30 protein-coding genes are annotated in these 18,573 nt (G+C 27.0%); 22 read left to right on the top strand and 8 right to left on the bottom strand.

The features are described from left to right. Window positions 1-12 precede the first annotated feature (12 nt). Window positions 13-348 (top strand): DUF805 domain-containing protein, encoded by a 336-nt coding sequence (locus tag EV01_RS07480; protein ID WP_032518174.1) that lies wholly within the window; start codon window positions 13-15, stop codon window positions 346-348. Window positions 349-359: 11 nt separating this feature from the next. Here the strand turns inward: EV01_RS07480 and EV01_RS07485 are convergent, their stop codons facing one another. After that, on the bottom strand, window positions 360-677 hold the full coding sequence (locus EV01_RS07485; RefSeq protein ID WP_032518173.1) for a hypothetical protein: 318 nt from the start codon (window positions 675-677) through the stop codon (window positions 360-362). Window positions 678-878: 201 nt separating this feature from the next. On the opposite strand from EV01_RS07485, the gene EV01_RS07490 reads away from it, so the two are divergent. The 3 genes from EV01_RS07490 (at window position 879) to EV01_RS07495 (ending at window position 2,526) form a co-directional block, all read left to right on the top strand. Beyond that, window positions 879-1,097 (top strand): M protein, encoded by a 219-nt coding sequence (locus EV01_RS07490; protein ID WP_032518172.1) that lies wholly within the window; start codon window positions 879-881, stop codon window positions 1,095-1,097. A gap of 85 nt (window positions 1,098-1,182) precedes the next feature. Then, window positions 1,183-1,338, top strand: coding sequence for a hypothetical protein (locus tag EV01_RS09675; protein WP_193741421.1), 156 nt, complete (start codon window positions 1,183-1,185; stop codon window positions 1,336-1,338). An 81-nt stretch (window positions 1,339-1,419) separates the two neighbouring features. Next, the gene (locus EV01_RS07495) at window positions 1,420-2,526 is read left to right on the top strand and encodes a fatty acid desaturase (RefSeq protein WP_032518171.1); all 1,107 of its coding nucleotides are present in this window, start codon (window positions 1,420-1,422) and stop codon (window positions 2,524-2,526) included. A gap of 3 nt (window positions 2,527-2,529) precedes the next feature. Here the strand turns inward: EV01_RS07495 and EV01_RS09670 are convergent, their stop codons facing one another. After that, entirely contained in the window at window positions 2,530-2,682 is a 153-nt protein-coding gene (locus EV01_RS09670) for a hypothetical protein (RefSeq protein WP_193741420.1), read from the bottom strand. Window positions 2,683-2,970: 288 nt separating this feature from the next. Here EV01_RS09670 and EV01_RS09665 point away from each other — a divergent pair, with 288 nt between their 5' ends. Continuing rightward, a complete protein-coding gene (locus tag EV01_RS09665) occupies window positions 2,971-3,129 on the top strand; it encodes a hypothetical protein (protein WP_193741419.1) in 159 nt (52 codons plus the stop codon). Next, window positions 3,122-3,274 carry a hypothetical protein gene (locus tag EV01_RS09660; protein WP_193741418.1) on the top strand — a complete coding sequence of 51 codons (153 nt, stop codon included), beginning with the start codon at window positions 3,122-3,124 and terminating at the stop codon, window positions 3,272-3,274. Before EV01_RS09665 ends, EV01_RS09660 begins: the two co-directional genes overlap by 8 nt. Window positions 3,275-3,443: 169 nt before the next feature. On the opposite strand, the gene EV01_RS09655 is transcribed toward EV01_RS09660, so the two are convergent. Next, window positions 3,444-3,584: a hypothetical protein gene (locus EV01_RS09655; protein WP_193741417.1), complete on the bottom strand. Its 141-nt coding sequence runs from the start codon at window positions 3,582-3,584 to the stop codon at window positions 3,444-3,446. A gap of 567 nt (window positions 3,585-4,151) precedes the next feature. On the opposite strand from EV01_RS09655, the gene EV01_RS07500 reads away from it, so the two are divergent. The 4 genes from EV01_RS07500 to EV01_RS07505 all read left to right on the top strand — a co-directional run bounded on the left by EV01_RS07500 (window position 4,152) and on the right by EV01_RS07505 (window position 6,440). Beyond that, window positions 4,152-5,318 carry a fatty acid desaturase gene (locus EV01_RS07500; RefSeq protein ID WP_032523274.1) on the top strand — a complete coding sequence of 389 codons (1,167 nt, stop codon included), beginning with the start codon at window positions 4,152-4,154 and terminating at the stop codon, window positions 5,316-5,318. Between the two features lie 117 nt (window positions 5,319-5,435). Then, a complete protein-coding gene (locus EV01_RS09650; protein ID WP_193741416.1) occupies window positions 5,436-5,597 on the top strand; it encodes a hypothetical protein in 162 nt (53 codons plus the stop codon). A gap of 595 nt (window positions 5,598-6,192) precedes the next feature. Beyond that, window positions 6,193-6,300 (top strand): high light inducible protein, encoded by a 108-nt coding sequence (locus EV01_RS0108770; protein ID WP_011132751.1) that lies wholly within the window; start codon window positions 6,193-6,195, stop codon window positions 6,298-6,300. Next, on the top strand, window positions 6,300-6,440 hold the full coding sequence (locus tag EV01_RS07505; RefSeq protein ID WP_032518169.1) for a high light inducible protein: 141 nt from the start codon (window positions 6,300-6,302) through the stop codon (window positions 6,438-6,440). The genes EV01_RS0108770 and EV01_RS07505 overlap by 1 nt, the downstream gene beginning before the upstream one ends. 516 nt (window positions 6,441-6,956) lie before the next feature. On the opposite strand, the gene EV01_RS07510 is transcribed toward EV01_RS07505, so the two are convergent. Beyond that, on the bottom strand, window positions 6,957-7,163 hold the full coding sequence (locus EV01_RS07510; RefSeq protein ID WP_032518167.1) for a high light inducible protein: 207 nt from the start codon (window positions 7,161-7,163) through the stop codon (window positions 6,957-6,959). Window positions 7,164-8,126: 963 nt separating this feature from the next. On the opposite strand from EV01_RS07510, the gene EV01_RS07515 reads away from it, so the two are divergent. Further along, the gene (locus EV01_RS07515) at window positions 8,127-9,332 is read left to right on the top strand and encodes an LptF/LptG family permease (protein ID WP_032518166.1); all 1,206 of its coding nucleotides are present in this window, start codon (window positions 8,127-8,129) and stop codon (window positions 9,330-9,332) included. A gap of 83 nt (window positions 9,333-9,415) precedes the next feature. Here EV01_RS07515 and EV01_RS07520 read toward each other — a convergent pair whose 3' ends face one another. After that, a complete protein-coding gene (locus EV01_RS07520) occupies window positions 9,416-9,994 on the bottom strand; it encodes a DUF1543 domain-containing protein (protein ID WP_032518165.1) in 579 nt (192 codons plus the stop codon). Window positions 9,995-10,131: 137 nt separating this feature from the next. Beyond that, entirely contained in the window at window positions 10,132-10,275 is a 144-nt protein-coding gene (locus EV01_RS09645) for a hypothetical protein (protein ID WP_193741415.1), read from the bottom strand. Between the two features lie 350 nt (window positions 10,276-10,625). Here EV01_RS09645 and EV01_RS09640 point away from each other — a divergent pair, with 350 nt between their 5' ends. Next, window positions 10,626-10,781: a hypothetical protein gene (locus EV01_RS09640; RefSeq protein ID WP_193742573.1), complete on the top strand. Its 156-nt coding sequence runs from the start codon at window positions 10,626-10,628 to the stop codon at window positions 10,779-10,781. 66 nt (window positions 10,782-10,847) lie between these two features. On the opposite strand, the gene EV01_RS07525 is transcribed toward EV01_RS09640, so the two are convergent. Beyond that, window positions 10,848-11,324, bottom strand: a complete 477-nt coding sequence (locus EV01_RS07525; RefSeq protein WP_032518164.1) for a hypothetical protein — start codon at window positions 11,322-11,324, stop codon at window positions 10,848-10,850. A 190-nt stretch (window positions 11,325-11,514) separates the two neighbouring features. Between EV01_RS07525 and EV01_RS07530 the strand changes: the two genes are divergently transcribed. Beyond that, window positions 11,515-11,895, top strand: coding sequence for a DoxX family protein (locus tag EV01_RS07530; RefSeq protein WP_050496399.1), 381 nt, complete (start codon window positions 11,515-11,517; stop codon window positions 11,893-11,895). A gap of 29 nt (window positions 11,896-11,924) precedes the next feature. Here the strand turns inward: EV01_RS07530 and EV01_RS0108765 are convergent, their stop codons facing one another. Beyond that, window positions 11,925-12,119: a hypothetical protein gene (locus EV01_RS0108765; RefSeq protein ID WP_032518163.1), complete on the bottom strand. Its 195-nt coding sequence runs from the start codon at window positions 12,117-12,119 to the stop codon at window positions 11,925-11,927. A 286-nt stretch (window positions 12,120-12,405) separates the two neighbouring features. Between EV01_RS0108765 and EV01_RS07535 the strand changes: the two genes are divergently transcribed. The 9 genes from EV01_RS07535 to EV01_RS07560 all read left to right on the top strand — a co-directional run bounded on the left by EV01_RS07535 (window position 12,406) and on the right by EV01_RS07560 (window position 18,258). Beyond that, entirely contained in the window at window positions 12,406-12,792 is a 387-nt protein-coding gene (locus EV01_RS07535) for a DUF3804 family protein (RefSeq protein ID WP_032518162.1), read from the top strand. A 1,643-nt stretch (window positions 12,793-14,435) separates the two neighbouring features. Then, window positions 14,436-14,645, top strand: coding sequence for a hypothetical protein (locus tag EV01_RS07545; protein ID WP_032518160.1), 210 nt, complete (start codon window positions 14,436-14,438; stop codon window positions 14,643-14,645). A gap of 342 nt (window positions 14,646-14,987) precedes the next feature. After that, on the top strand, window positions 14,988-15,191 hold the full coding sequence (locus EV01_RS07550; protein WP_032518159.1) for a hypothetical protein: 204 nt from the start codon (window positions 14,988-14,990) through the stop codon (window positions 15,189-15,191). Between the two features lie 76 nt (window positions 15,192-15,267). After that, window positions 15,268-15,423, top strand: coding sequence for a hypothetical protein (locus tag EV01_RS09635; RefSeq protein WP_193741414.1), 156 nt, complete (start codon window positions 15,268-15,270; stop codon window positions 15,421-15,423). Between the two features lie 266 nt (window positions 15,424-15,689). Then, window positions 15,690-15,830 carry a hypothetical protein gene (locus EV01_RS09630; RefSeq protein WP_193741413.1) on the top strand — a complete coding sequence of 47 codons (141 nt, stop codon included), beginning with the start codon at window positions 15,690-15,692 and terminating at the stop codon, window positions 15,828-15,830. A 357-nt stretch (window positions 15,831-16,187) separates the two neighbouring features. Continuing rightward, window positions 16,188-16,445: a hypothetical protein gene (locus EV01_RS09295; RefSeq protein WP_072014672.1), complete on the top strand. Its 258-nt coding sequence runs from the start codon at window positions 16,188-16,190 to the stop codon at window positions 16,443-16,445. Between the two features lie 202 nt (window positions 16,446-16,647). Further along, window positions 16,648-16,794: a hypothetical protein gene (locus tag EV01_RS09625; protein WP_193741412.1), complete on the top strand. Its 147-nt coding sequence runs from the start codon at window positions 16,648-16,650 to the stop codon at window positions 16,792-16,794. A gap of 77 nt (window positions 16,795-16,871) precedes the next feature. Then, window positions 16,872-17,390: a hypothetical protein gene (locus EV01_RS07555; RefSeq protein ID WP_032518435.1), complete on the top strand. Its 519-nt coding sequence runs from the start codon at window positions 16,872-16,874 to the stop codon at window positions 17,388-17,390. Window position 17,391: 1 nt separating this feature from the next. Next, entirely contained in the window at window positions 17,392-18,258 is an 867-nt protein-coding gene (locus EV01_RS07560; RefSeq protein ID WP_032518554.1) for an LOG family protein, read from the top strand. Window positions 18,259-18,573 lie beyond the last annotated feature (315 nt).

The raw sequence follows: 18,573 nt of genomic DNA, 5'->3' as shown, positions 1-18,573 counted from the left end.
AAGTTTTAATTTATGCTTAATAACTTTTTCGGAGCATATAAAGAGTTTTGGATTAAAGCTACAGACTTCAAAGGATTCACATCTCGTTCTGACTGGTGGTTAGTTCAACTAGCGAATCTTATAATTTCTTTTCTAACTATCCCAATATTTTTTAAAACGTTTGGTTTTAATGCTTATGGATTAGTTTGTATTATTCCTCAAATAGCTATTGATATAAGAAGAATCAGAGATTTTGGAAAAGATTGGAAATGGATTTTTATTAATTTAGTACCTATCTTCGGATGGATATTGTGGTTCATTTGGTTAGGCTTTGGGAAGACAGGTAATGGGAAAAATAAACTTATATAGAAATTAACTCTTTATTTTTTTCTTTTTTTAAAATCTACAAATCTTATCTTATTTCTTAATTCTATTTGTTTTTCAAGAATCCTAAACACATGCATCTCGCATTCAGTTAATTTAATAAACTGATCGAGTGTATCTTTATCTTCTTCATCAAAATCTTCGAAAATCTCAGATATAGCAATACTATTTATCGAAATAAAATCCTCTGCAACATCTCGTGGATTCTTGCCTGATTCAAAATCCTGAAAAGCTTCATAAGAATTAAGTTCTCTCGTTAACCATTTAAACCATGGTTCATTTTTATTGTGTTTTTTATTTATGATTTTCTTCATAAAAAATTTTTACTAGTTTAATCATTATTAGTTATTGATTCTTTGACAGCTGTAAAATTACTTATTTTTGAAATTTAATTATAAACCTTATTTATTACAAAATAACTAGCAAAATTGACCATGAAACTCTCTAAAGAATAAGTATTTATTACTCATTATTTTTTCTATAAGATAGCTAGCATTAGATTTTATTTAAGTACATTGTCAATCCCATTTTATGACTTTCCTTCATCTCCAATTTTAATAATTGGTGCACTTGGTATTACAGTAGCAATAGCAGTTTTTTTTGTCTCTTACCAAAAATATTTCAATTCTCCTTTGAACAAAGAGCTTGCAGAAAAGAAAAAAGCCTTAATTAAGGAACAAAAAGAATTAAATGAAAGATTAGAAAAAATAGAACAAGATTTAAAAAATTTATAAAAAATTACTCTTAGTAGATAATAATTAATGATCTCGAATTCAAGACCTGATTTTTTTTAACAGGAATTTTGGTCTATAAGGGGTTATGGATAAAGATCATCTTATTGAATTAATCGCCAATAGTCTTCTATACGAGAGTAAAAATTCTGACTCTAATAAGAATCTTAGTGACTTTAAAAATTACTTAGAGAGATTAAATTTAGATCAATTGAGAACTATGTCTAAAGAATTTATTCTTTAGTATGATTTTTAAAATATTTTTTTGTTTATTAAATAATCAATACTTTTTAAAAATTGTTAGTATCAAAAAAATAAGAGAAATATGCCTAAAGTTAATAGAGGTGAATTTTTAATAAAGCCATTTCTAAAAAGAAATAACATTAAAGCTTCTTATCAAATTATTTCTACCATCTTTCCAATATTCTCTATTTGGTTAATTATCTACCACATAATAAATCAACCTTTTCCATTATTGATTAAAGGATTACTATTAATACCTTTTATACTTCTTCTGACTCTTTTCTCTTCTCGAACATTCTCATTAATGCATGATTGCGGTCATAATTCTCTTTTTACAAAACGCAAATTAAACCGCTTCTTTGGATTTTTACTTGGCTTGGTTAATGGTATTCCCCAGAAGTCATGGTCGATTGATCATGCATTTCATCATAGAAATAATGGAAATTGGGAAATTTACAAAGGGCCGATAGATGTTTTAAGTCTTGAAGATTATGAATCCCTTACAAAAAGAGAGCAAATATTTTATAAAGTAAGTCGAAACTGGATGATGCTTTTCCCTGGCGGTTTTTATTACTTAGTTTTAAAACCCAGATTAGGACTTGTTATCGTTATTTTTAATTTAATTAAAGATATATTGGAAGAGACTTTTATCAAAATAAAAAACAGAGAAATTTCTCAACTTTTAGCTATTAATTCAAGAGTTAAACCACCTTTTTCTGATTATGGAGATAATTTCAGTGAATTAAGTGAATTAATAATCAATAACATATTAGTAATACTAGGGTGGATTTTTATGTGTAAAAGGTTGGGTTTAGTTTTTTTCATATCATTTTATTCCATTGTTTTAACATTATCAGCAGCAATTTTAATATGTGTTTTTTTCGTGCAACATAACTATGAGAATACATATGCTAAAAATACAAAAAATTGGGATCTCATCGATGGGGCTATTTTAGGTAGTAGCAATTTAGATATCCCTAATTGGTTAAATTGGTTTTTAGCAGATATATCCTTCCACAGCATTCATCATCTTTGTGAGAGAATACCAAATTACAACTTAAGAGCTTGTCACAAAGCAAACATTCATTTGCTCCAACAATCAAAGTTCTTAAAATTAAGCGATTTTTCAAACTGCTTAAAATATATTATTTGGGATAACAAAAATGAAAAATTAATTCCACTAAGTTAATACCTAATTCAACCTTCTTCTCAATTTTCTTTTTAGAGGAATACTGCTATATGAATGAGTACCAATAGATGGGGGCAAGTCATTCTTTAAAGGATGCATAAAAGCATTTGCCATACTCTCTAACATTTTCGAAAGCCAATTAATTACTGATTTCATTTGAAAATTGAAAAGTGTACATTTTTATCTTCTAACTAAATTACTGAAAAGTAAATCAGTCTTTATGCTGATTTTTTTGGAAGATTACCTCATAAAATTAATATTAAAAAATCAAAATTATTGTTTTTTTGGTTTTTTTTTAGAAGAATATTACTTTCTTTTAAAAGGTAAAACAGTTGCAAAATAAATTTAGTAAATAATACTTATTTTTTCTTATTAACTTAATAAATTAAATAAATTAACATAATTTTGTGCTATATCTCTATTCCAAACAAATCTAACAATACTATGAATGATTCATTTGTTTCTTCAAACCAGAATACAGAAATAGATTCTATTAATTCATATTTCGAGTGTATTACTGAATGCAGTATTGTTGATGGTCATCAAGAATGTATTACTCGTTGTTTAGAAGTTCATTTAAAAGGAGGCGATCAAAATGAATAAAAAAAATTCACCTCAAAGGAAAACAACTTTAAAATGGAACTCAAATGGAGAGCTTTCCGAAATTGATATGTTAAGAATTTTAGAAAAAATATCATCGCATGATCTTAATCAATGTGAATTAACATGCGATTCTGATCAAGGTTGAAATTTATTATTTCTAGATCTTTTTAAATTATTAATTAAGCAAAAATTTGATACTAGTATTAAAAAATTATTTCTAGTAAGCTAAATTTGTAATGATCTGTAGTCAGCCTAAATTTAAAAATTTATTTTCAATATTTTTAGAATATCTTATAGGTTTTATTTTTAAAAAATTAGTTTTTAGAACTCCCACCTTTTTTTAAGAATGTTTTACTAATTTCTTTTTTTGTTAGTTGAATCGGTTTTACTAAACCTGAATCCCCATGAGTTGGACAATAATAAGTCATAAGCATCCACTTTTTTTCTTGGTCCATAAGTACTTTTTTCAAATAATGGTTAAGTTAATAGGACGACTTATGAAAAAATTGATGTTTTTTAATCTTTTTTTCTGTTTTACTTAATAATTTTAAAAAATTTTGAATCTATTCTCACTAAATAGATATAAATACGCATGACTTTTAAGAAAAATCCTGCTATTTATTAATAAATTCAAAATTATTCATGTCTCTAGAATCTATATTGATGGTAGTCGCTCCAATCTGTCTTTTTACTGTAGGAGTCATTGTTTTACCTATCCTAGTAAAGCCACGTAAACAATCTGGTTTATCTAAGAGGTATATACGCGGTCTGTAAATTAATTAAGCTTTAAAGAAGAGCAATAACAATCAGCATAAAAATAATTAAATAGTCAAATAAAAAGATTGCGATAAAAAAATTAAATAAAAAAGTTTGGCGCAAATAATTTTATTTAAAGATCAAGTTCAAATCGTTACAACTTTATCCAAAAAACATTATGAATTCTTTTCATTATGAGATCCTGTGATGGATAATAGAATATATAAATTCACTTTTATTTAAAAAATTTTTAACCAAAAAAAAATTTGAGTAATATAAAATTTTCAGGTCTTAAAGGCCAAGCGCTTGTAATAGAGGATAAAGATATTCCAAGCATAAAAGAATTTCAGGATGTTATTCCAGATCACTACTTTAAGTGCAATACCAAAACTTCTTTGAGGTATCTTTTACAATCAGCGTTAATCCAATCATTAGTAATTGCGATAGGTTTATCTATTCCTTTTACTCCAAAAATTATCCCAATTTGGGTTATTTACTCATTACTATCAGGTACCACCGCAATGGGATTCTGGGTAATTGCCCATGAATGTGGGCATGGAGCATTCTCTAAAAACAAGACATTGGAATCCATAACAGGTTATTTACTACATTCATTACTTCTTGTGCCTTATTTTTCTTGGCAGCGCTCCCATGCAGTTCATCATCGATTCACAAATAACATAACCAATGGAGAAACTCACGTCCCTTTAGTCATTAAAGGGAATGGAGTTACAGAAAAAGTTGGCGGAGAAAAAGAATTACATTTTTCAAATTCCTTAGGTCAGAAAAATTACGGAATTCTTCAACTTGTTTTACATCTAATATTTGGCTGGCCTGCTTATTTGCTTACGGGAAGTACAGGAGGTATTAAATATGGAACTTCAAATCATTTTTGGCCAATTAAACCATTTTCGAAAGCATTATGGCCATCAATATGGGCCAAGAAAGTTTGGATATCAGATATTGGTATCGGTTTGACATTATTGGGTATTGTTTATTTAGTTTTAAAGTACGGATTATTTCCAGTAATTGCTCTGTATTTTGGCCCTTTATTAGTGGTTAATTGTTGGCTGGTAGTTTATACATGGCTTCATCATACAGATTCTGATGTGCCTCATCTTTCAAATAAGGAATTTTCTTTTATGAGAGGCGCATTTCTATCTATTGACAGGCCTTACGGTAGAGTTCTTAATTTTCTTCACCATAATATAGGTTCTAGCCATGTCGTTCATCATGTATGTCCAACGATCCCTCATTATCATGCAAAGAAGGCAACTGTCTTAATTAAGAAAGCCTTTAAAAAAGCATATCTTTACAATCCTGATCCAATACACAAAGCTCTCTGGAATATTGCTTGCAATTGCGTTGCTGTTAAGTCAGATCTCAAAAGAGGAAAATATATTTGGCAATCTTCTTACAAAATCGTGGATTAAATAGACAATAATATTAATTTTTTTACCACATTAATTTACGCAAATCTGAAAAGAATATAAAAGAATGAGCATTATGAAATTTTTCATCTTAGAAATGATTTTAATTATTGCAATTCTATGAGTGGTGACAATTTGCATGGTCAGCAGCCTATTAAATTTTATTCAGAAAAAATAACACTTACAAAAGTTGAATTATTAGAAAAACAGTTGAGTTTAGGCGAAAAAGTTTCAGATTTAGATGAAAAGCATAAAGAATGGAGCAGAAAGCTCTCAGGTTAGCGATATATTGAATACCCTTTGAAATTGATTGATAATTTAAGTTATTTATAAGGAATTTAAGCTATTTAACTTTTCTCAATTTTGGAGTGTTTAAAAACATTATCTTTAAGCTAAAGAATAATATTACTACTGTAAGAGCCGGCAGTATATATAGTATTAAATCAGAACTAAATAAAGAAGGAATTCTTGCAAAAATCAAATGCAAGTAATAGGTTTCAAAAGACATTTAAATATCTGTATATCTTGTTTATTAATAGCAATTATTTGACTAGTAAAAAACATTCATTATCCAAGATAAAACAATTTAATTCAAAAGAGTCAGCCTGTATCCCTACTAGCTGACTCTTAGCTTAATATTAATTTAAATATTCTTTAAATGAGGATTTATCCTGAGCAATAAAAAGCTATTGATATATATTTTTTTATCCCTAAAAATGTAAATACTGACTCCAAAACAAGAGATCAATAGGGTATAACTTGATACATATTTGTAACATGATTGATATTTTTCATGTTCGTAAATAGTTTATTTTCAATTTATCTTTACATAAATAAATAAATATGTTATATTTGTTTACAAATACTTTTAATAAAAATGACTCCAGAAGCAGAACGTTTTAATGGTTGGGCAGCTATGCTAGGTTTCGTAGCAGCAGTCGGCGCATATGTAACAACAGGGCAAATCATCCCAGGTTGGTTTTAATGAATAATAGCGAACCAAAAATTGTTGAAAAAGAAAAAATCATAGCTGAAAAGCTGAATGGTAGATTCGCCATGTTAGGTTTTGTTGCTTTAGTAGGAGCATACTTAACAACGGGTCAAATAATTCCAGGTTTTATCTAAGGAAACACACAAAATTAATCTAAGAACCGAATTAATTTACTTAATTTGGTTCTTTTTTCATGGCGAAACTTATATTTGGCCTTAATATTTTCGGCTAATTTTCCTAATTTATATTGGTATAAGAGTAACTTAAATCAAGACAAACTCTAAATAATAATATTTAAAGAGGAAATAAAAAAGGTATTGGAAAATTAAGATTGATTAATTATTAACAGTAAAAGAAATAATATTAATTTTAATTTTTTTCTTCTATAAGTCTTAAAACATTAATTAAACAATGCTACCGTAGTCAAAATAATTCATGATTGTTATGAGAGTAAAACTTGAGCCTGAAACAGCATTTATTGGAAAAAAATTTGCTTACTTATTTTTTGGCATAATATTTAGCCTTAATGCAGTAACTTTCATTTGGTTCTTCAAGTTAATTTCAAGTTAGGGAATTAAAGTTTAGTAATCTATTTGATTAATTAATAGAGATATAAAAAACAGAAATGAATATAAACCTATAAATCAATCTTAAAAAATTCCAGGGATTATTTGACCTGTTGTTACATAAGCACCAAGCAGTGCAACAAAACCAACCATTGCCCATCTTCCATTTACTTTTTCAGCATTTTGAGGGTAACCATCATAAGAAACCGACTCATCTATATAAGGTCTAGTTTCGGAAGGAAACATATTTTGTCTACCACCTGATTCTGTTGTAACTCCTGAATTTGACATTAATTTTTTTTATAATTGTTAACTAAAGTAACATAAATATTAACTTATGTAAACCCAATATGGGAACATATGCTGCAACGAATATTTGAAACTGAATGCATGACAATTTTGTCAAAAGATAAGGATTGCTAAAAATTTTTAATCGAATTGATAGAAAACCCCAAAATAAGCATTTATACTCACGGTAAGTAATTTTACTTATTATTATGTATTTATAGCATTTAGGAAGTGCTTAGCTTGTTAACATCAGGAAAATCAAAACTGAAGCTAACTCGTTTGTCATGAGCTTGCCGGTGGGATACTTGCAAGCTCTTTTAATTTTTAAAGTCAGATACAAAACTATAATAATTTTTTACTAAAAAAGGATTTGAAAAGATATATAACCCTGTCAAAAATTCATTTTATTGCTAAAGAGAAAATAGAATAACTAATATTTATGTCGATTGATTTTATTCTCATTCCTACTTGCATTTTTACCATCCTTTTTCTTTTAAATCGAGAAAATAAAATTTACAAAAGGAATCAAAAAGCAAAGTAATTAAAATTTTTACAAGAGCATTTAACAATAAGATTTAATAAATTTATTGCTTTTGATGTCAATAATTTTGGGGGTTGTTTATTTAAATAGTTTTGAAAAATGAAAGTTTTACGAAAAAACTAAGTTAAATTTTTACTTAAAATAAATTTGTCCCAATATAGTCTTGAATTATTAATTTGATCTAATTTTTGTTGGCAGTGTAAACATTTACACTCTTTTAATAAAGGCTTATTTTTCATTAATCCCCCTTTATTTCAAGTAACCAAATTTTTTAATTAACTGCAAGTATAAATAAATTCTTTTTTGATAAATTTTGCAAATTTATATTAATAATCTTTCTACATAACCAATAATTTTTTATTGGTCTCTAAATCATTGATATTTTATAATGCTAGAAACGATAGTAAAAATTAAATAAAACACTTTTGAACCTTTCAAATCGATCACTAATAAAAAAAAATATCAAAAAAATATTTGCTCCTTGGTATTCAATACCTTTAATAGATAGATGGTTATTAGGACAGCTTGTACCTCCAATGATATTTGCTATTTCTGCATTTACTGTTATTTCATTATCTGTTGGGGTTATGTTTGATCTCATAAGGAAAATTGTCGAGTATGGATTACCTATATTACAAGCTTTACAAGCCTTAATTTATAGCCTGCCTAGCTTTTTAGTTTTATCATTTCCAATGGCTGTTTTATTGTCTACATTATTATCTTATGGAAAACTATCAGCTAATTCTGAATTGTTAGCTTTAAAATCTTTAGGAATTACAAATTCTCGAATTATAGCTCCAGCCATTGCAGTTTCAATATTCATGACAGGATTAACTTTTTATTTCAATGATAATTTAGTTCCTACTAGTAATAAACTTGCTGAATCAACTTTAAGGTCTGGGATAGGAAGTTCATTTAACAAAGGGAAAAATAAGAATAACATTATTTTTACTAGAAAAGGATCAAGAATAACTTCTAACAAAAATAAACCAACAAAAGTAAATACATACTTAACTCATATTTTCTATGCCTCTCGATTTGAGAACAATTTGATGAAAGAAGTTACTGTTTTAGACTTTTCCAGAGAAAATATAAAGCAGATTCTCACTGCAAATAGTGCTAAGTTTAATAAAGATAATTCTTCTTGGATCTTTTCAGATGGAAGTATTGTTTCAACTGACTCATTAGGTCAAACGACGAACATTAAATTTAATCAATATATATACCCTTTTGTTGAAGGCCCATTAGATCTTGCAAAAGTCCCAAAAGATGCAAGAGATATGTCTCTAAAAGAAGCTTTTGAGGCTGAACAAATATATAAAAAAATAGGAAACCTTAAGGAGATTAGAAAGATTCAAGTACGAATTCAAGAAAAATTTACTTTACCTTGCGCATGTTTGGTTTTTGGATTGATAGGTAGTATTTTGGGATCTCAATCTAATTTAAGATCTTCAAAAAGTCAGGGATTTGGATTGAGTGTAATTCTCATTTTGTTTTATTATATTATTTCATTTATTTCCAGTTCTTTTGGCGTTAAAGGATTACTTCCTCCTGTAATTGCAGCTTGGTTTCCAGTAATAATTTCTATATTAGGTGGAATTTATTTCTTAAGAAAATCAAGTTCTATTTAATAATATATTTAGGCACTTAAAAATATCTTATATGGCAGAAAAACTTCCATAATAATGAATTAATTAAAAGGTTCCATGTTGTTTTAGATCTTATCTAATCTTTGATATCCATACCAATCAGGATTATTGTTTTCTTCAATAAAATTATTTTCTAAGGTTAATTCTATTTCCCAATTACCAATTTTCTTGACAATTTGAGAATCATCACAACAAATTAATTTTTTTAATGAGGCCATATCATCTTTATGCTTTTTTTTACATCCCTTGAGCCATTTAGATTTTGCTATGTTTTTTGCCTCAAATTTACTTGAAGCAACAACTAAACCAAATTCATGTTTTTCTTGCATAGAACTTGGATCATAGCCTCCAATATTAACAAACCATAAATTTTTATTGTTATGGTTTTCCTTAAGGAATTTATTATTTTTTAATTTCTTATTCTGAATATTTTTAAGATTAATCTTATACCCATCTACATATTTTATTTTTTTATAGCTATCAATATGTAATCCTTCAAAGATTCCAAACCAATTTCTTCTTAGTTCATCATAAGTATCCTCAATTTTGGAGCCTACAACCCATCTAACATCGTGTAATTCTACATTAGCCAAATTTGCTCTTCCACCAAGAACAACCAAAAAAAGATAATTTTTCTCGATCATTTTCACTTTATATAGATAGTGTATTGATGCTTTTCAATATAAAGATTGATATTTATAAATTACTGAAATAATTTATATAGTTACTTAAATTTTAAATATGTCCTGCAAATAAATTATTAAGTAAATAAAAAAGGTATTTAATTAAACCAACCTTTCTTCTTTGTTTTAACATCTGGGAAAGTTTCAACCTTTGGTGCTTCATCAGTTCTTCCTTTAATAATCATTAAAGGAACAATTGCCCATAGGCCCAAAAATAGTATCCAGAATAAATAAATGTTCATAATATTCAAAATTAATATGCATATAATAAACTCGATAAAATTACAACTGTGAGTTTCTTTTTAAAGTTCAAATTTCCATGTATGATAATTTGTTTACTCTTTTAGAAGCTTAGTAAATTATTTTAAGAAATATTTTTAAGGAAAAGAATAATCAAATTAAAATTTTTTGGATATTTTATATGAAAAATATATTGAAGATCAATTTAAAGAATTTGTACTCTAGATGACCACTGCTTTGCATCAGAAGTTTAGAGTACTTAATTATAATGACAACATAAAAAATTATTCGTGAATTTTATTTAAACAAATTTACCTTTCATTAAATATTTCTTTAGCAATAGTTCAAATAAATGAAAAAATGTGATTTATGTCATAAGCCAGGTAAAGTTCATTACAGGGTTAAATCCATAATTCATAAGAATTGGATTTTTTGTTGTAAAGAATGTTGGAATATTATTTCAAAACATCATAAATATTCCTACGGAGGAACGAGAAAGTCAGAATAATCTCCTAGCAAAATGACTTAAAAAACTAGTAAAAAATGATTTGATTTTGAAAAGGAGTTTAATTTTTTAAAAAAAATTGTATATTTCTTTTTCTATAGATTTATATTCAGAATTAATATCTTTGATAAATTCATCGACTTGTTTTTTAGTATTTTTATATTCATTAATTTTTTGTTTGCTTTTCTCATAGAAAATAGATTCAAATGTTCCTGGTTTTACCTTCTCAATCCAATATCCTGCCAAGCAGTAAAATTGATTAGGAACTAAATTTGTAATATATGTATTCTGGGTGTTTTTATATTGATTAATTATTTTATTAACTAAGGCTCCTTTAGTTTTGTTAGCACCAAATAAAGCAAAATCTTTTGCAAAAGTCTTATACTTCTGCGAAACATTTTTATTTTTTTCTAATGTATTTCTAGAAAGTATCTTTTCAAAGGGATAACAATAATCAAATAAATTAGTCTTTTCTTTTTTTGAAGGATAAATAGCTATGAAAGAACCAAAAATGAAAAAAAAAGTTAAAAGTAAATTCTTAAACATTTTTAATAAGCACTAAATATATTATTACATCAAAATAAAATTCAAAAAGGGTTCTTAATTTTCTTTTGAAGATTTATGTTTATTAAAAAGAATGCCTAGAATTGAGACGAAAATCAATGTAAGAAAATTCTAAAAGTTTTACTGACTCATTTATTATTTATCTAAAAAATATTTTTCTTATGATTAAGTTATGAAAAAGTCTATTTTTAAAAATAAAAGTATCAAATCTTTTTTAGATTTTTTTTCAAGATTATTAATCACTTCATTATTTATCTCTGCCATACCAGGCAAAATAATTGGTTTTGAAAAAACAGTTGAATATATTTCTTCAAAAGGTATTCCTGATCCAATTGCATCTATTCTCTTAGTGGGGGCGATTGTATGTCTTATCTTGGGTTCTGGATTTTTTATATTTGGAGAAAATCAAAAAATAGGTTCAGTCTTTTTATTACTTTTTATTATCCCAACAACAATAATTTTTCATGTATTCCCTTTCCATCAAAGAGCGGTGCTTATGAATCTCGTATTGATAGGAGCATTAATTAATGCTGCCTTAAGGGAACCAAAATAAATAACTTAAATAAAAAAACTAAATATTTTTTATTTTTTCTCTCTTAACTCTGGGAAGCAATTAGCAATATGAATTAATTCATAAACCTCTTTGCTATCATATTTTTTGTTGGGAATTCCACTTCCTACCTCAATTCCTCTCTCTTTCATCTTCTTTAATATCAATTCTTGTCTTTGCATACTTGACATAGACTTAAATCTTTTAATTCGTTCTTCTTTATTCATTAGATATTAAGTTAAATTTTATTGTTAATGTTATATCAATTATTGATTCATTAAATAAGTAAGAAAGCCAGTAAATGTAAGTAATTTAAATCCAATAAAAAAAGGCAAATATTTTTTGAGTTTTTTGCCAACGGGCAATAATTTGTTTAATGAATTGATCATGATTTACATTAAAAATCTAATTATTTCAAACATCTTAACTAATTTTTTTTAGAATTATCCCATCTCAATTTGTACACTTTAATAGAGTAGGCCTAAACTAGAAAAGTCACTTTCCTTTTTTTAAATGAATGATAAAGAAACAATAATTTCATTATTAAATGAGTTTGCTAATCCAAAAAAAATGGCCTCATTTTTTGTCGGCAATGCAACTCCAGATTTTTTATTCATCAGACCGAGTGGTAATCCTATAGATGCAAAAGGGTTCGAAAAAATGATTACTGGTGATATAGTTCAAGAAAAGGCAGAAATAACCAAAATTCACAGATTTGAATTTTTAAGCGAATATATAGTAATGTGCATTTTTACACTAGGTTCAAAATTTACTTATAAAGGAACAGCTAATGATGACTTACCTACAGTTACGTCAATTTTTAAAAAAGTAAATAATGTTTGGAAAATTCACTGGATGCAAAGATCTACAGGAAATTCGGATTTATCTTTATGGGTTTAGCTAAGTTAATAGCTCTTTTAATTGTACTACTACCTAAAGGTAACTCTTTTATTGGTTTAATTATTTATTTCATAAAATAAATAATTAAATAAAAAAACCTATTAACTATTACTTTTTTAGAAAACAGTTGCTTCTTCTTTGCTAAGAAATTTATTTTTCAGGTAAAAATAAAAACTTTAGACAGACTAACGCCTATATCTAAAGCTAATAAAGCAATTAGTAACTTACTCATTTTTTAGAACTCTCAACTATTTTTTTGTAAAGTTCTTCTGAAATAGGTTGCATAACCTTTTAAAAATCTAATTACAAATTAGATATTTCTAAATTAATTTCCCGTTACTAAATATACGAATATATGAATTTTTAAATAGGTAAAAAAAATGTTCACAATAAGTTTTTCTTATAACGTATTAATTAATACTTGATCGCAAAAATTAAATAAACTCTAAAGTTTAAAAAAAGAAATTAGAAACTTATTTCAAGTAAATAGATCCTCTATAAGTAAGCTTTATCAACTTTTCTTCTTGTTTTCTACAATATACGAATGACTTACCATTGAAATACATGTTTACCATGGTGCAGTTCCTGAACTTGCTCAAGTCCCCGTCCTATGGCTTGAGTCGTACTGCGGTCTATCAGATGGTAGATCGGACGATTATGTAGTATCTACTACAACCTATTTATAAAGTATTTATACTTAGATGTCAACAATTAATAGAAACTAAACTTCAATTTAAAATTAGATTCTGTTCTCACAAATTCTCTAAAAAGAATAAAGAACATATAACTACGAGTAACTCCCATAAAAACTGAAACAAATGCTAAAACCACACAAATAGGGCAATGTGGAAATCCAATTATTTATTTTCTAATATAAACTTTAATTCAGCCTCTGCATTAAGAATATCAATTCTTCTCTTCAGAAGTTTAAAAAATTTAGTTATTTTTTTCAAAATCAAATCTTATTTAGGCATAAATAATAATATTATTCCAAGAATTAATATATCAATGAGCAAAAATACTGAATCCATTGATATAACAAAAGTTTTGTAGCAAAGTTATACATTAAACAATACCAACCTTTGCTTAGATACTCTTGATCAATTAACCAATAATGGCTAATTCAGAATTAAACATAATAATTGGTGAGCTAGTTACCTTGCAGTGCTATTTTCTTTTGTTAAAAAAATAGAGCGGGCTAAAGTCCAACACTCCACGAGGATTTAGTCTGCTGCCTAAACCTTGAAAGTGCAGATTTCTCAATTAATAATATGCAACTATGCTTTATAAAGTAAATATATTGATTAATTGATAAATTTATTTTGTATATTGCTATTACAAAAATTATGAGGTTATTTAAATTAGTTACTAAATCCTCGTGGAGAAAGCTTTAGTAAATTTCTTTTACTTGTTACTAATAAGATCAGCCGAATCTCATTTTGGAGAATCATTTGTATCTTTAGAAGTTCCATCTAATTCAATTAAAAGATTTTCTTGATTTTAGAAAGTTTTTAATACTTAAATTCATAGCTTTCTTAACGTTCAATAACTAATTTGAGTTAGGTTGGTTAATTATCTCTATTGCAATTAAAGATAAGGTTGTTAATCTTGCACTTAAAGAAGAAACTTAATTTCTTAAACTGATGCAATTAAATAATTTAAATTTCAACGAAGATGATGGCTTCATGTCAATAGAAGATTTAAGGGCTTTACGTCTTCGAAAAAAGAAAATTGAAAGTGATAAGAAAGCTAGGCAATATATCCTTGATATAAATCAAAGATATAGAAATATGAGTGCCCGCAAAAGTAATAACTTTTTAAGGAATATGAACCCTTTTAAAAAGGCCGCATAAATTGTTAACCTCGATTCCGTTAATTTGTTTAACTTTGCAAATTTCAGAGTAAGATTTTAATGGTGTTTCTTTGGAAGAGTTTCAACAAGAGGGGGCAATTTTGGGCCCCTTCTTTCTGAGATATTTTTAAAATGAAAGTCTTTCTAAAATAAAAGTAATACTTTCCTAGAAGTCGAAAGTCATGTAAATCTTTTGTTTAAAGTTTTTTATTAGCACTTAATGAAAACCCTATATCTTCAAATAAATCATCTTTTTAAAAAACAAAAGTTTTAGCTCATGGACCATATTCCTAAATTTATAGAATATTTTCAGCAATTATAAAATTTTTCATTAGTGATTTTTATGGCTACACCTACAAGTTGGCAATTCTACAAAGAAGTTGAAACTAAGATTCTATGGGTCAATATTTGTACGCAAAATTTAAAAAAAGTAGCTATTTCGATCAATAAATGGTGGAAGACAAGATATCCAGCTTACAAAATCAGAATAGTTTCTAAAAAAGAATTTGAACTAGTAAAAATGCAAGCTGAGAAAAAAGAGCAATAAAATTATTATTTGGTAAATATTGATGCTAAACATTTTAACTATTCAGCTAATATAATTTTACAAAATTAATAAAAAAATGAACTCTGCATTTGCAAAAGTCTCAAATTTGAAAGTTAACAGGACTTCTAAAATAGCTATTACTCTCGCATCATCAACTTTCTTTTTGTATGCATTGGGTCAAGCGCCAATTTTTAAAAATTTACTTGCAGGTGCCTTCTCTTGCTCTGGCTAAATAAAATACTATTTTTTTAAGAGAAGCTAAAAGCTAAAGTAGACATTGATTGACAGTCGATCTACACTTAGAGGGATAAACCCCTCTTTTTTTAATGTTAAATATATTTATTTATGAAAAGATAATGACTCTTCTTATTTCTATTTTCAGCTGATGAATATTTCCCCGCACCTATTAATTGATACTGTGATATTAAGCGCTGCCCTTACTATAACTTTGGTATTAAGAGCAAAAGGTAATACTGCCAGAAAAGAATAAGAAAATAAATGATTACTAAAGAAGAAGAAAAAGGATATAAAAAACCTGAATTATATAGATTTTGGAACTTTCTTATTTATGGAAGTTCCATTGCTATTGGAGTTTTCTTAGTTTATTTATATTCTGCTTATGTCTTTATAAATAAATGACGTACATGTACGGCATAGCAATTACTTATGGGGTTGTGAGTCTTTTATTGCTTGGTGGGTTTGCATACTTTACTTTTAAAATGAAACGCTAATTTTTATGTCATCTTCAATGAAAGATTTCTTAGATAAATTTTTTGATTTATGTAGAGAATATCAACAAAAAATTCCACCTCAAAATATGGCTGAGATTTTAAGAGAATATGCAGATAGATTAGATGAATAATAGATACTATAAGACCTGAGAAAATATTAAATAGATACAATTTCTAAGCAAAATTTATACAAATTTTTTTTAAAGTTGGAATAAATTTTTTGAAGATATTTCCCTTGCAATTATTTATAATTTGAGATTTTTTTTTGATCCTTAATCCGTACAATTTTGTTCCTCTAACCGCACACATAAAACTTGAAATTAACTATACAAATGAATTAGAACATAGGTGTAGTCAAGGGGTAAGTCTTATGGCACTAAATGAAACATTTACTATCCAAGAAATTAATTTGGATAAAAAAGACCTTTCATATGATAATAACCTCAATGCAATCGAAGCTTATTGGAATTACAAATGTGCAGATCATCTGAGTAACAAACATTGCAAGATTTTTTACGATTAAAGCTTTAACTTTTAGGTATTCTTACGCTTGATTTTTATATCATAACCATACTAAAGAATAATCAGATAGAAAGGAGGCCAAGCAAATGACTAATTTAGGTATAGAGATTTTATTTTGGACAATCTTAATTTCTTATTTGGGATTAAGGTTTTCTCAAACTTGGAATGGATTCAAAAAGCAGTATTAATTAGGAGAATAGAAAATGAAACTACAAACTCAATTCACAGTGCCAAACAAAGAATTAAAAGATCATGATTATGTTAATAAGGTAGATTTTTTAGAGGAAACTTTAAATAAAGAATGTATAGATTATCCAAATCAAGAAGATTGCTTGGTTTGTTGCGATTAAAAATAAAAAATAGCTGTTTTTTAAAAGTAAATAAATTTTTATTAGTATTTATAAATTTTCTAAAAGGGGTTAGCACTATGGAATTAAGATTCTTTCCAATAAATGTTTTTAGAGAGACACCAAAAGTAACATTCTTCGATGCAGGCATAGATACTTCCAATGGTTCTGATGTTGTGATCCATTCTGGGGAAGCTATATCTCCTCCTGATGATTTAAAAGATGAGCAGTATTACGTTCACAATCATCAAATTGACCACAATTTAGTTATCACCGGAGAAAGGAAATTTGTTTTAATAAATCCTTCCTGGGATGAACCGCATCATGTGATTTATTTAAATAGACGTATGGGAGCATTAGAAATTCCTGTAGGAACTTATCACAGATCAATCTCAGGTAAAGAGGGTAGTATTGTTTTAAACCAACCCAAAAGAGATAAATTTTTTGATCCTGCTAAAGAATTTATTCCCCAAAAATTAAACAAAATTAGTTTAATTAAGGCAAGAAAAAGTCTGCCTGTCTATTGGATTTACGAAAACAATAAAATCAAAAGAGTTTGTTTTAATCCCCTAGAAAGAAAAGTAAAAACTCTTTTTTGAAATGAAAAAAACAAAAAAACATATTTCATCCAAAATTAATAATTTGAAAAATCTGAATTTAATTATTAATTCAGATAGTTATAAATTGGCTCACGAAGATATTAACTTAATTAGTCGAAATGAAATGCGTGGAGTAAGAATGCTTCTTGAAATTACTAAACCAGATTTAATTCTTGAAGAAAATAAAATTCTTTCAACAATAATTATTTTTGGAGGCGCAAGTATTACAGAAGAGTCAAATACAAAAAAGAGAATAGAAGATATAGAAGATTTAATTAAAAAAAATCCCAAATCTATACTTCTTAAACGCAATTTAAATAGATTAGAAAATTTACTACTAATGAGCCACTACTATCAATCTGCAAGGGAGTTTTCAAAGCTTGCTTCTATTAGTAATCAAAATAAAAACTGCAGTTCTCATGTGATTGTGACAGGTGGGGGGCCAGGAATTATGGAAGCTGCCAATAGAGGTGCATTTGAAGCAAATTGTAATTCTATAGGTTTAAATATAAGTCTCCCTAATGAACAAATCCCAAATGCTTTTATAACTCCAGGTCTTTGCTTTAAATTCAATTATTTTGCATTAAGAAAGATTCATTTTGTTATGCGATCAGTAGCTGCTGTATTTTTTCCTGGAGGTTTTGGAACACTAGATGAATTATTTGAACTATTGACACTTTGTCAAACTGGCATGAAAACTAAAATCCCAATTATCCTTTTTGGCAGCGAGTATTGGAATAAGATAATTAACTTTGAATATTTAGCTGATCTTGGATTAATTGAAGATGAACATTTAAATCTTTTCCAATATGCAGACACTGCATCTGAAGCATGGAAAATTATCAAATCATCAAAAATGCCAGCCTAGAAAACTACAAGCTGTCTTCACATCAAATGTAAAAGAAGATTGATTAATAAGAATTTGATATTTTGTTTTTCATGCTTTCAATTTTATTGATTAATTCATCTAACCATTCTGTATTATTTTGCTCTTGTCTTTTATGGCTTTGACTTTTTTGAGTACTCATAAATTTCTTATATTAAGATTATCCATTTAATATATCTTTTGAAATTACAGGAATCAATAAGCAATATTACCAAATCAATTGATAAGACAAGCTTTAGTAGCATTTCATACAAACCTAACCAACACAAATTAACTAAGAAAATCTAAATCTCTTCT

Origin of the sequence: Prochlorococcus marinus str. MIT 9401, assembly GCF_000760095.1 — a bacterium.
Classification (GTDB): domain Bacteria; phylum Cyanobacteriota; class Cyanobacteriia; order PCC-6307; family Cyanobiaceae; genus Prochlorococcus_A; species Prochlorococcus_A marinus_I.
The sequence above is the reverse complement of the archived record's forward strand: the minus strand, read 5'-3'. Positions and strand labels throughout refer to the sequence as shown.

Bases quoted from the DNA above. Each gene is read 5' to 3' on its own strand.
- EV01_RS07480 (WP_032518174.1), top strand. From the start codon at position 13: ATGCTTAATAACTTTTTCGGAGCATATAAAGAGTTTTGGATTAAAGCT.
- EV01_RS07485 (WP_032518173.1), bottom strand. From the start codon at position 677: ATGAAGAAAATCATAAATAAAAAACACAATAAAAATGAACCATGGTTT.
- EV01_RS09675 (WP_193741421.1), top strand. From the start codon at position 1,183: ATGGATAAAGATCATCTTATTGAATTAATCGCCAATAGTCTTCTATAC.
- EV01_RS07495 (WP_032518171.1), top strand. From the start codon at position 1,420: ATGCCTAAAGTTAATAGAGGTGAATTTTTAATAAAGCCATTTCTAAAA.
- EV01_RS09670 (WP_193741420.1), bottom strand. From the start codon at position 2,682: ATGAAATCAGTAATTAATTGGCTTTCGAAAATGTTAGAGAGTATGGCA.
- EV01_RS09665 (WP_193741419.1), top strand. From the start codon at position 2,971: ATGAATGATTCATTTGTTTCTTCAAACCAGAATACAGAAATAGATTCT.
- EV01_RS09660 (WP_193741418.1), top strand. From the start codon at position 3,122: ATGAATAAAAAAAATTCACCTCAAAGGAAAACAACTTTAAAATGGAAC.
- EV01_RS09655 (WP_193741417.1), bottom strand. From the start codon at position 3,584: ATGGACCAAGAAAAAAAGTGGATGCTTATGACTTATTATTGTCCAACT.
- EV01_RS09650 (WP_193741416.1), top strand. From the start codon at position 5,436: ATGAGTGGTGACAATTTGCATGGTCAGCAGCCTATTAAATTTTATTCA.
- EV01_RS0108770 (WP_011132751.1), top strand. From the start codon at position 6,193: ATGACTCCAGAAGCAGAACGTTTTAATGGTTGGGCAGCTATGCTAGGT.
- EV01_RS07505 (WP_032518169.1), top strand. From the start codon at position 6,300: ATGAATAATAGCGAACCAAAAATTGTTGAAAAAGAAAAAATCATAGCT.
- EV01_RS07510 (WP_032518167.1), bottom strand. From the start codon at position 7,163: ATGTCAAATTCAGGAGTTACAACAGAATCAGGTGGTAGACAAAATATG.
- EV01_RS07520 (WP_032518165.1), bottom strand. From the start codon at position 9,994: ATGATCGAGAAAAATTATCTTTTTTTGGTTGTTCTTGGTGGAAGAGCA.
- EV01_RS09645 (WP_193741415.1), bottom strand. From the start codon at position 10,275: ATGAACATTTATTTATTCTGGATACTATTTTTGGGCCTATGGGCAATT.
- EV01_RS09640 (WP_193742573.1), top strand. From the start codon at position 10,626: ATGAAAAAATGTGATTTATGTCATAAGCCAGGTAAAGTTCATTACAGG.
- EV01_RS07525 (WP_032518164.1), bottom strand. From the start codon at position 11,324: ATGTTTAAGAATTTACTTTTAACTTTTTTTTTCATTTTTGGTTCTTTC.
- EV01_RS07530 (WP_050496399.1), top strand. From the start codon at position 11,515: ATGAAAAAGTCTATTTTTAAAAATAAAAGTATCAAATCTTTTTTAGAT.
- EV01_RS0108765 (WP_032518163.1), bottom strand. From the start codon at position 12,119: ATGAATAAAGAAGAACGAATTAAAAGATTTAAGTCTATGTCAAGTATG.
- EV01_RS07535 (WP_032518162.1), top strand. From the start codon at position 12,406: ATGAATGATAAAGAAACAATAATTTCATTATTAAATGAGTTTGCTAAT.
- EV01_RS07545 (WP_032518160.1), top strand. From the start codon at position 14,436: ATGCAATTAAATAATTTAAATTTCAACGAAGATGATGGCTTCATGTCA.
- EV01_RS07550 (WP_032518159.1), top strand. From the start codon at position 14,988: ATGGCTACACCTACAAGTTGGCAATTCTACAAAGAAGTTGAAACTAAG.
- EV01_RS09635 (WP_193741414.1), top strand. From the start codon at position 15,268: ATGAACTCTGCATTTGCAAAAGTCTCAAATTTGAAAGTTAACAGGACT.
- EV01_RS09630 (WP_193741413.1), top strand. From the start codon at position 15,690: ATGATTACTAAAGAAGAAGAAAAAGGATATAAAAAACCTGAATTATAT.
- EV01_RS09625 (WP_193741412.1), top strand. From the start codon at position 16,648: ATGAAACTACAAACTCAATTCACAGTGCCAAACAAAGAATTAAAAGAT.
- EV01_RS07555 (WP_032518435.1), top strand. From the start codon at position 16,872: ATGGAATTAAGATTCTTTCCAATAAATGTTTTTAGAGAGACACCAAAA.
- EV01_RS07560 (WP_032518554.1), top strand. From the start codon at position 17,392: ATGAAAAAAACAAAAAAACATATTTCATCCAAAATTAATAATTTGAAA.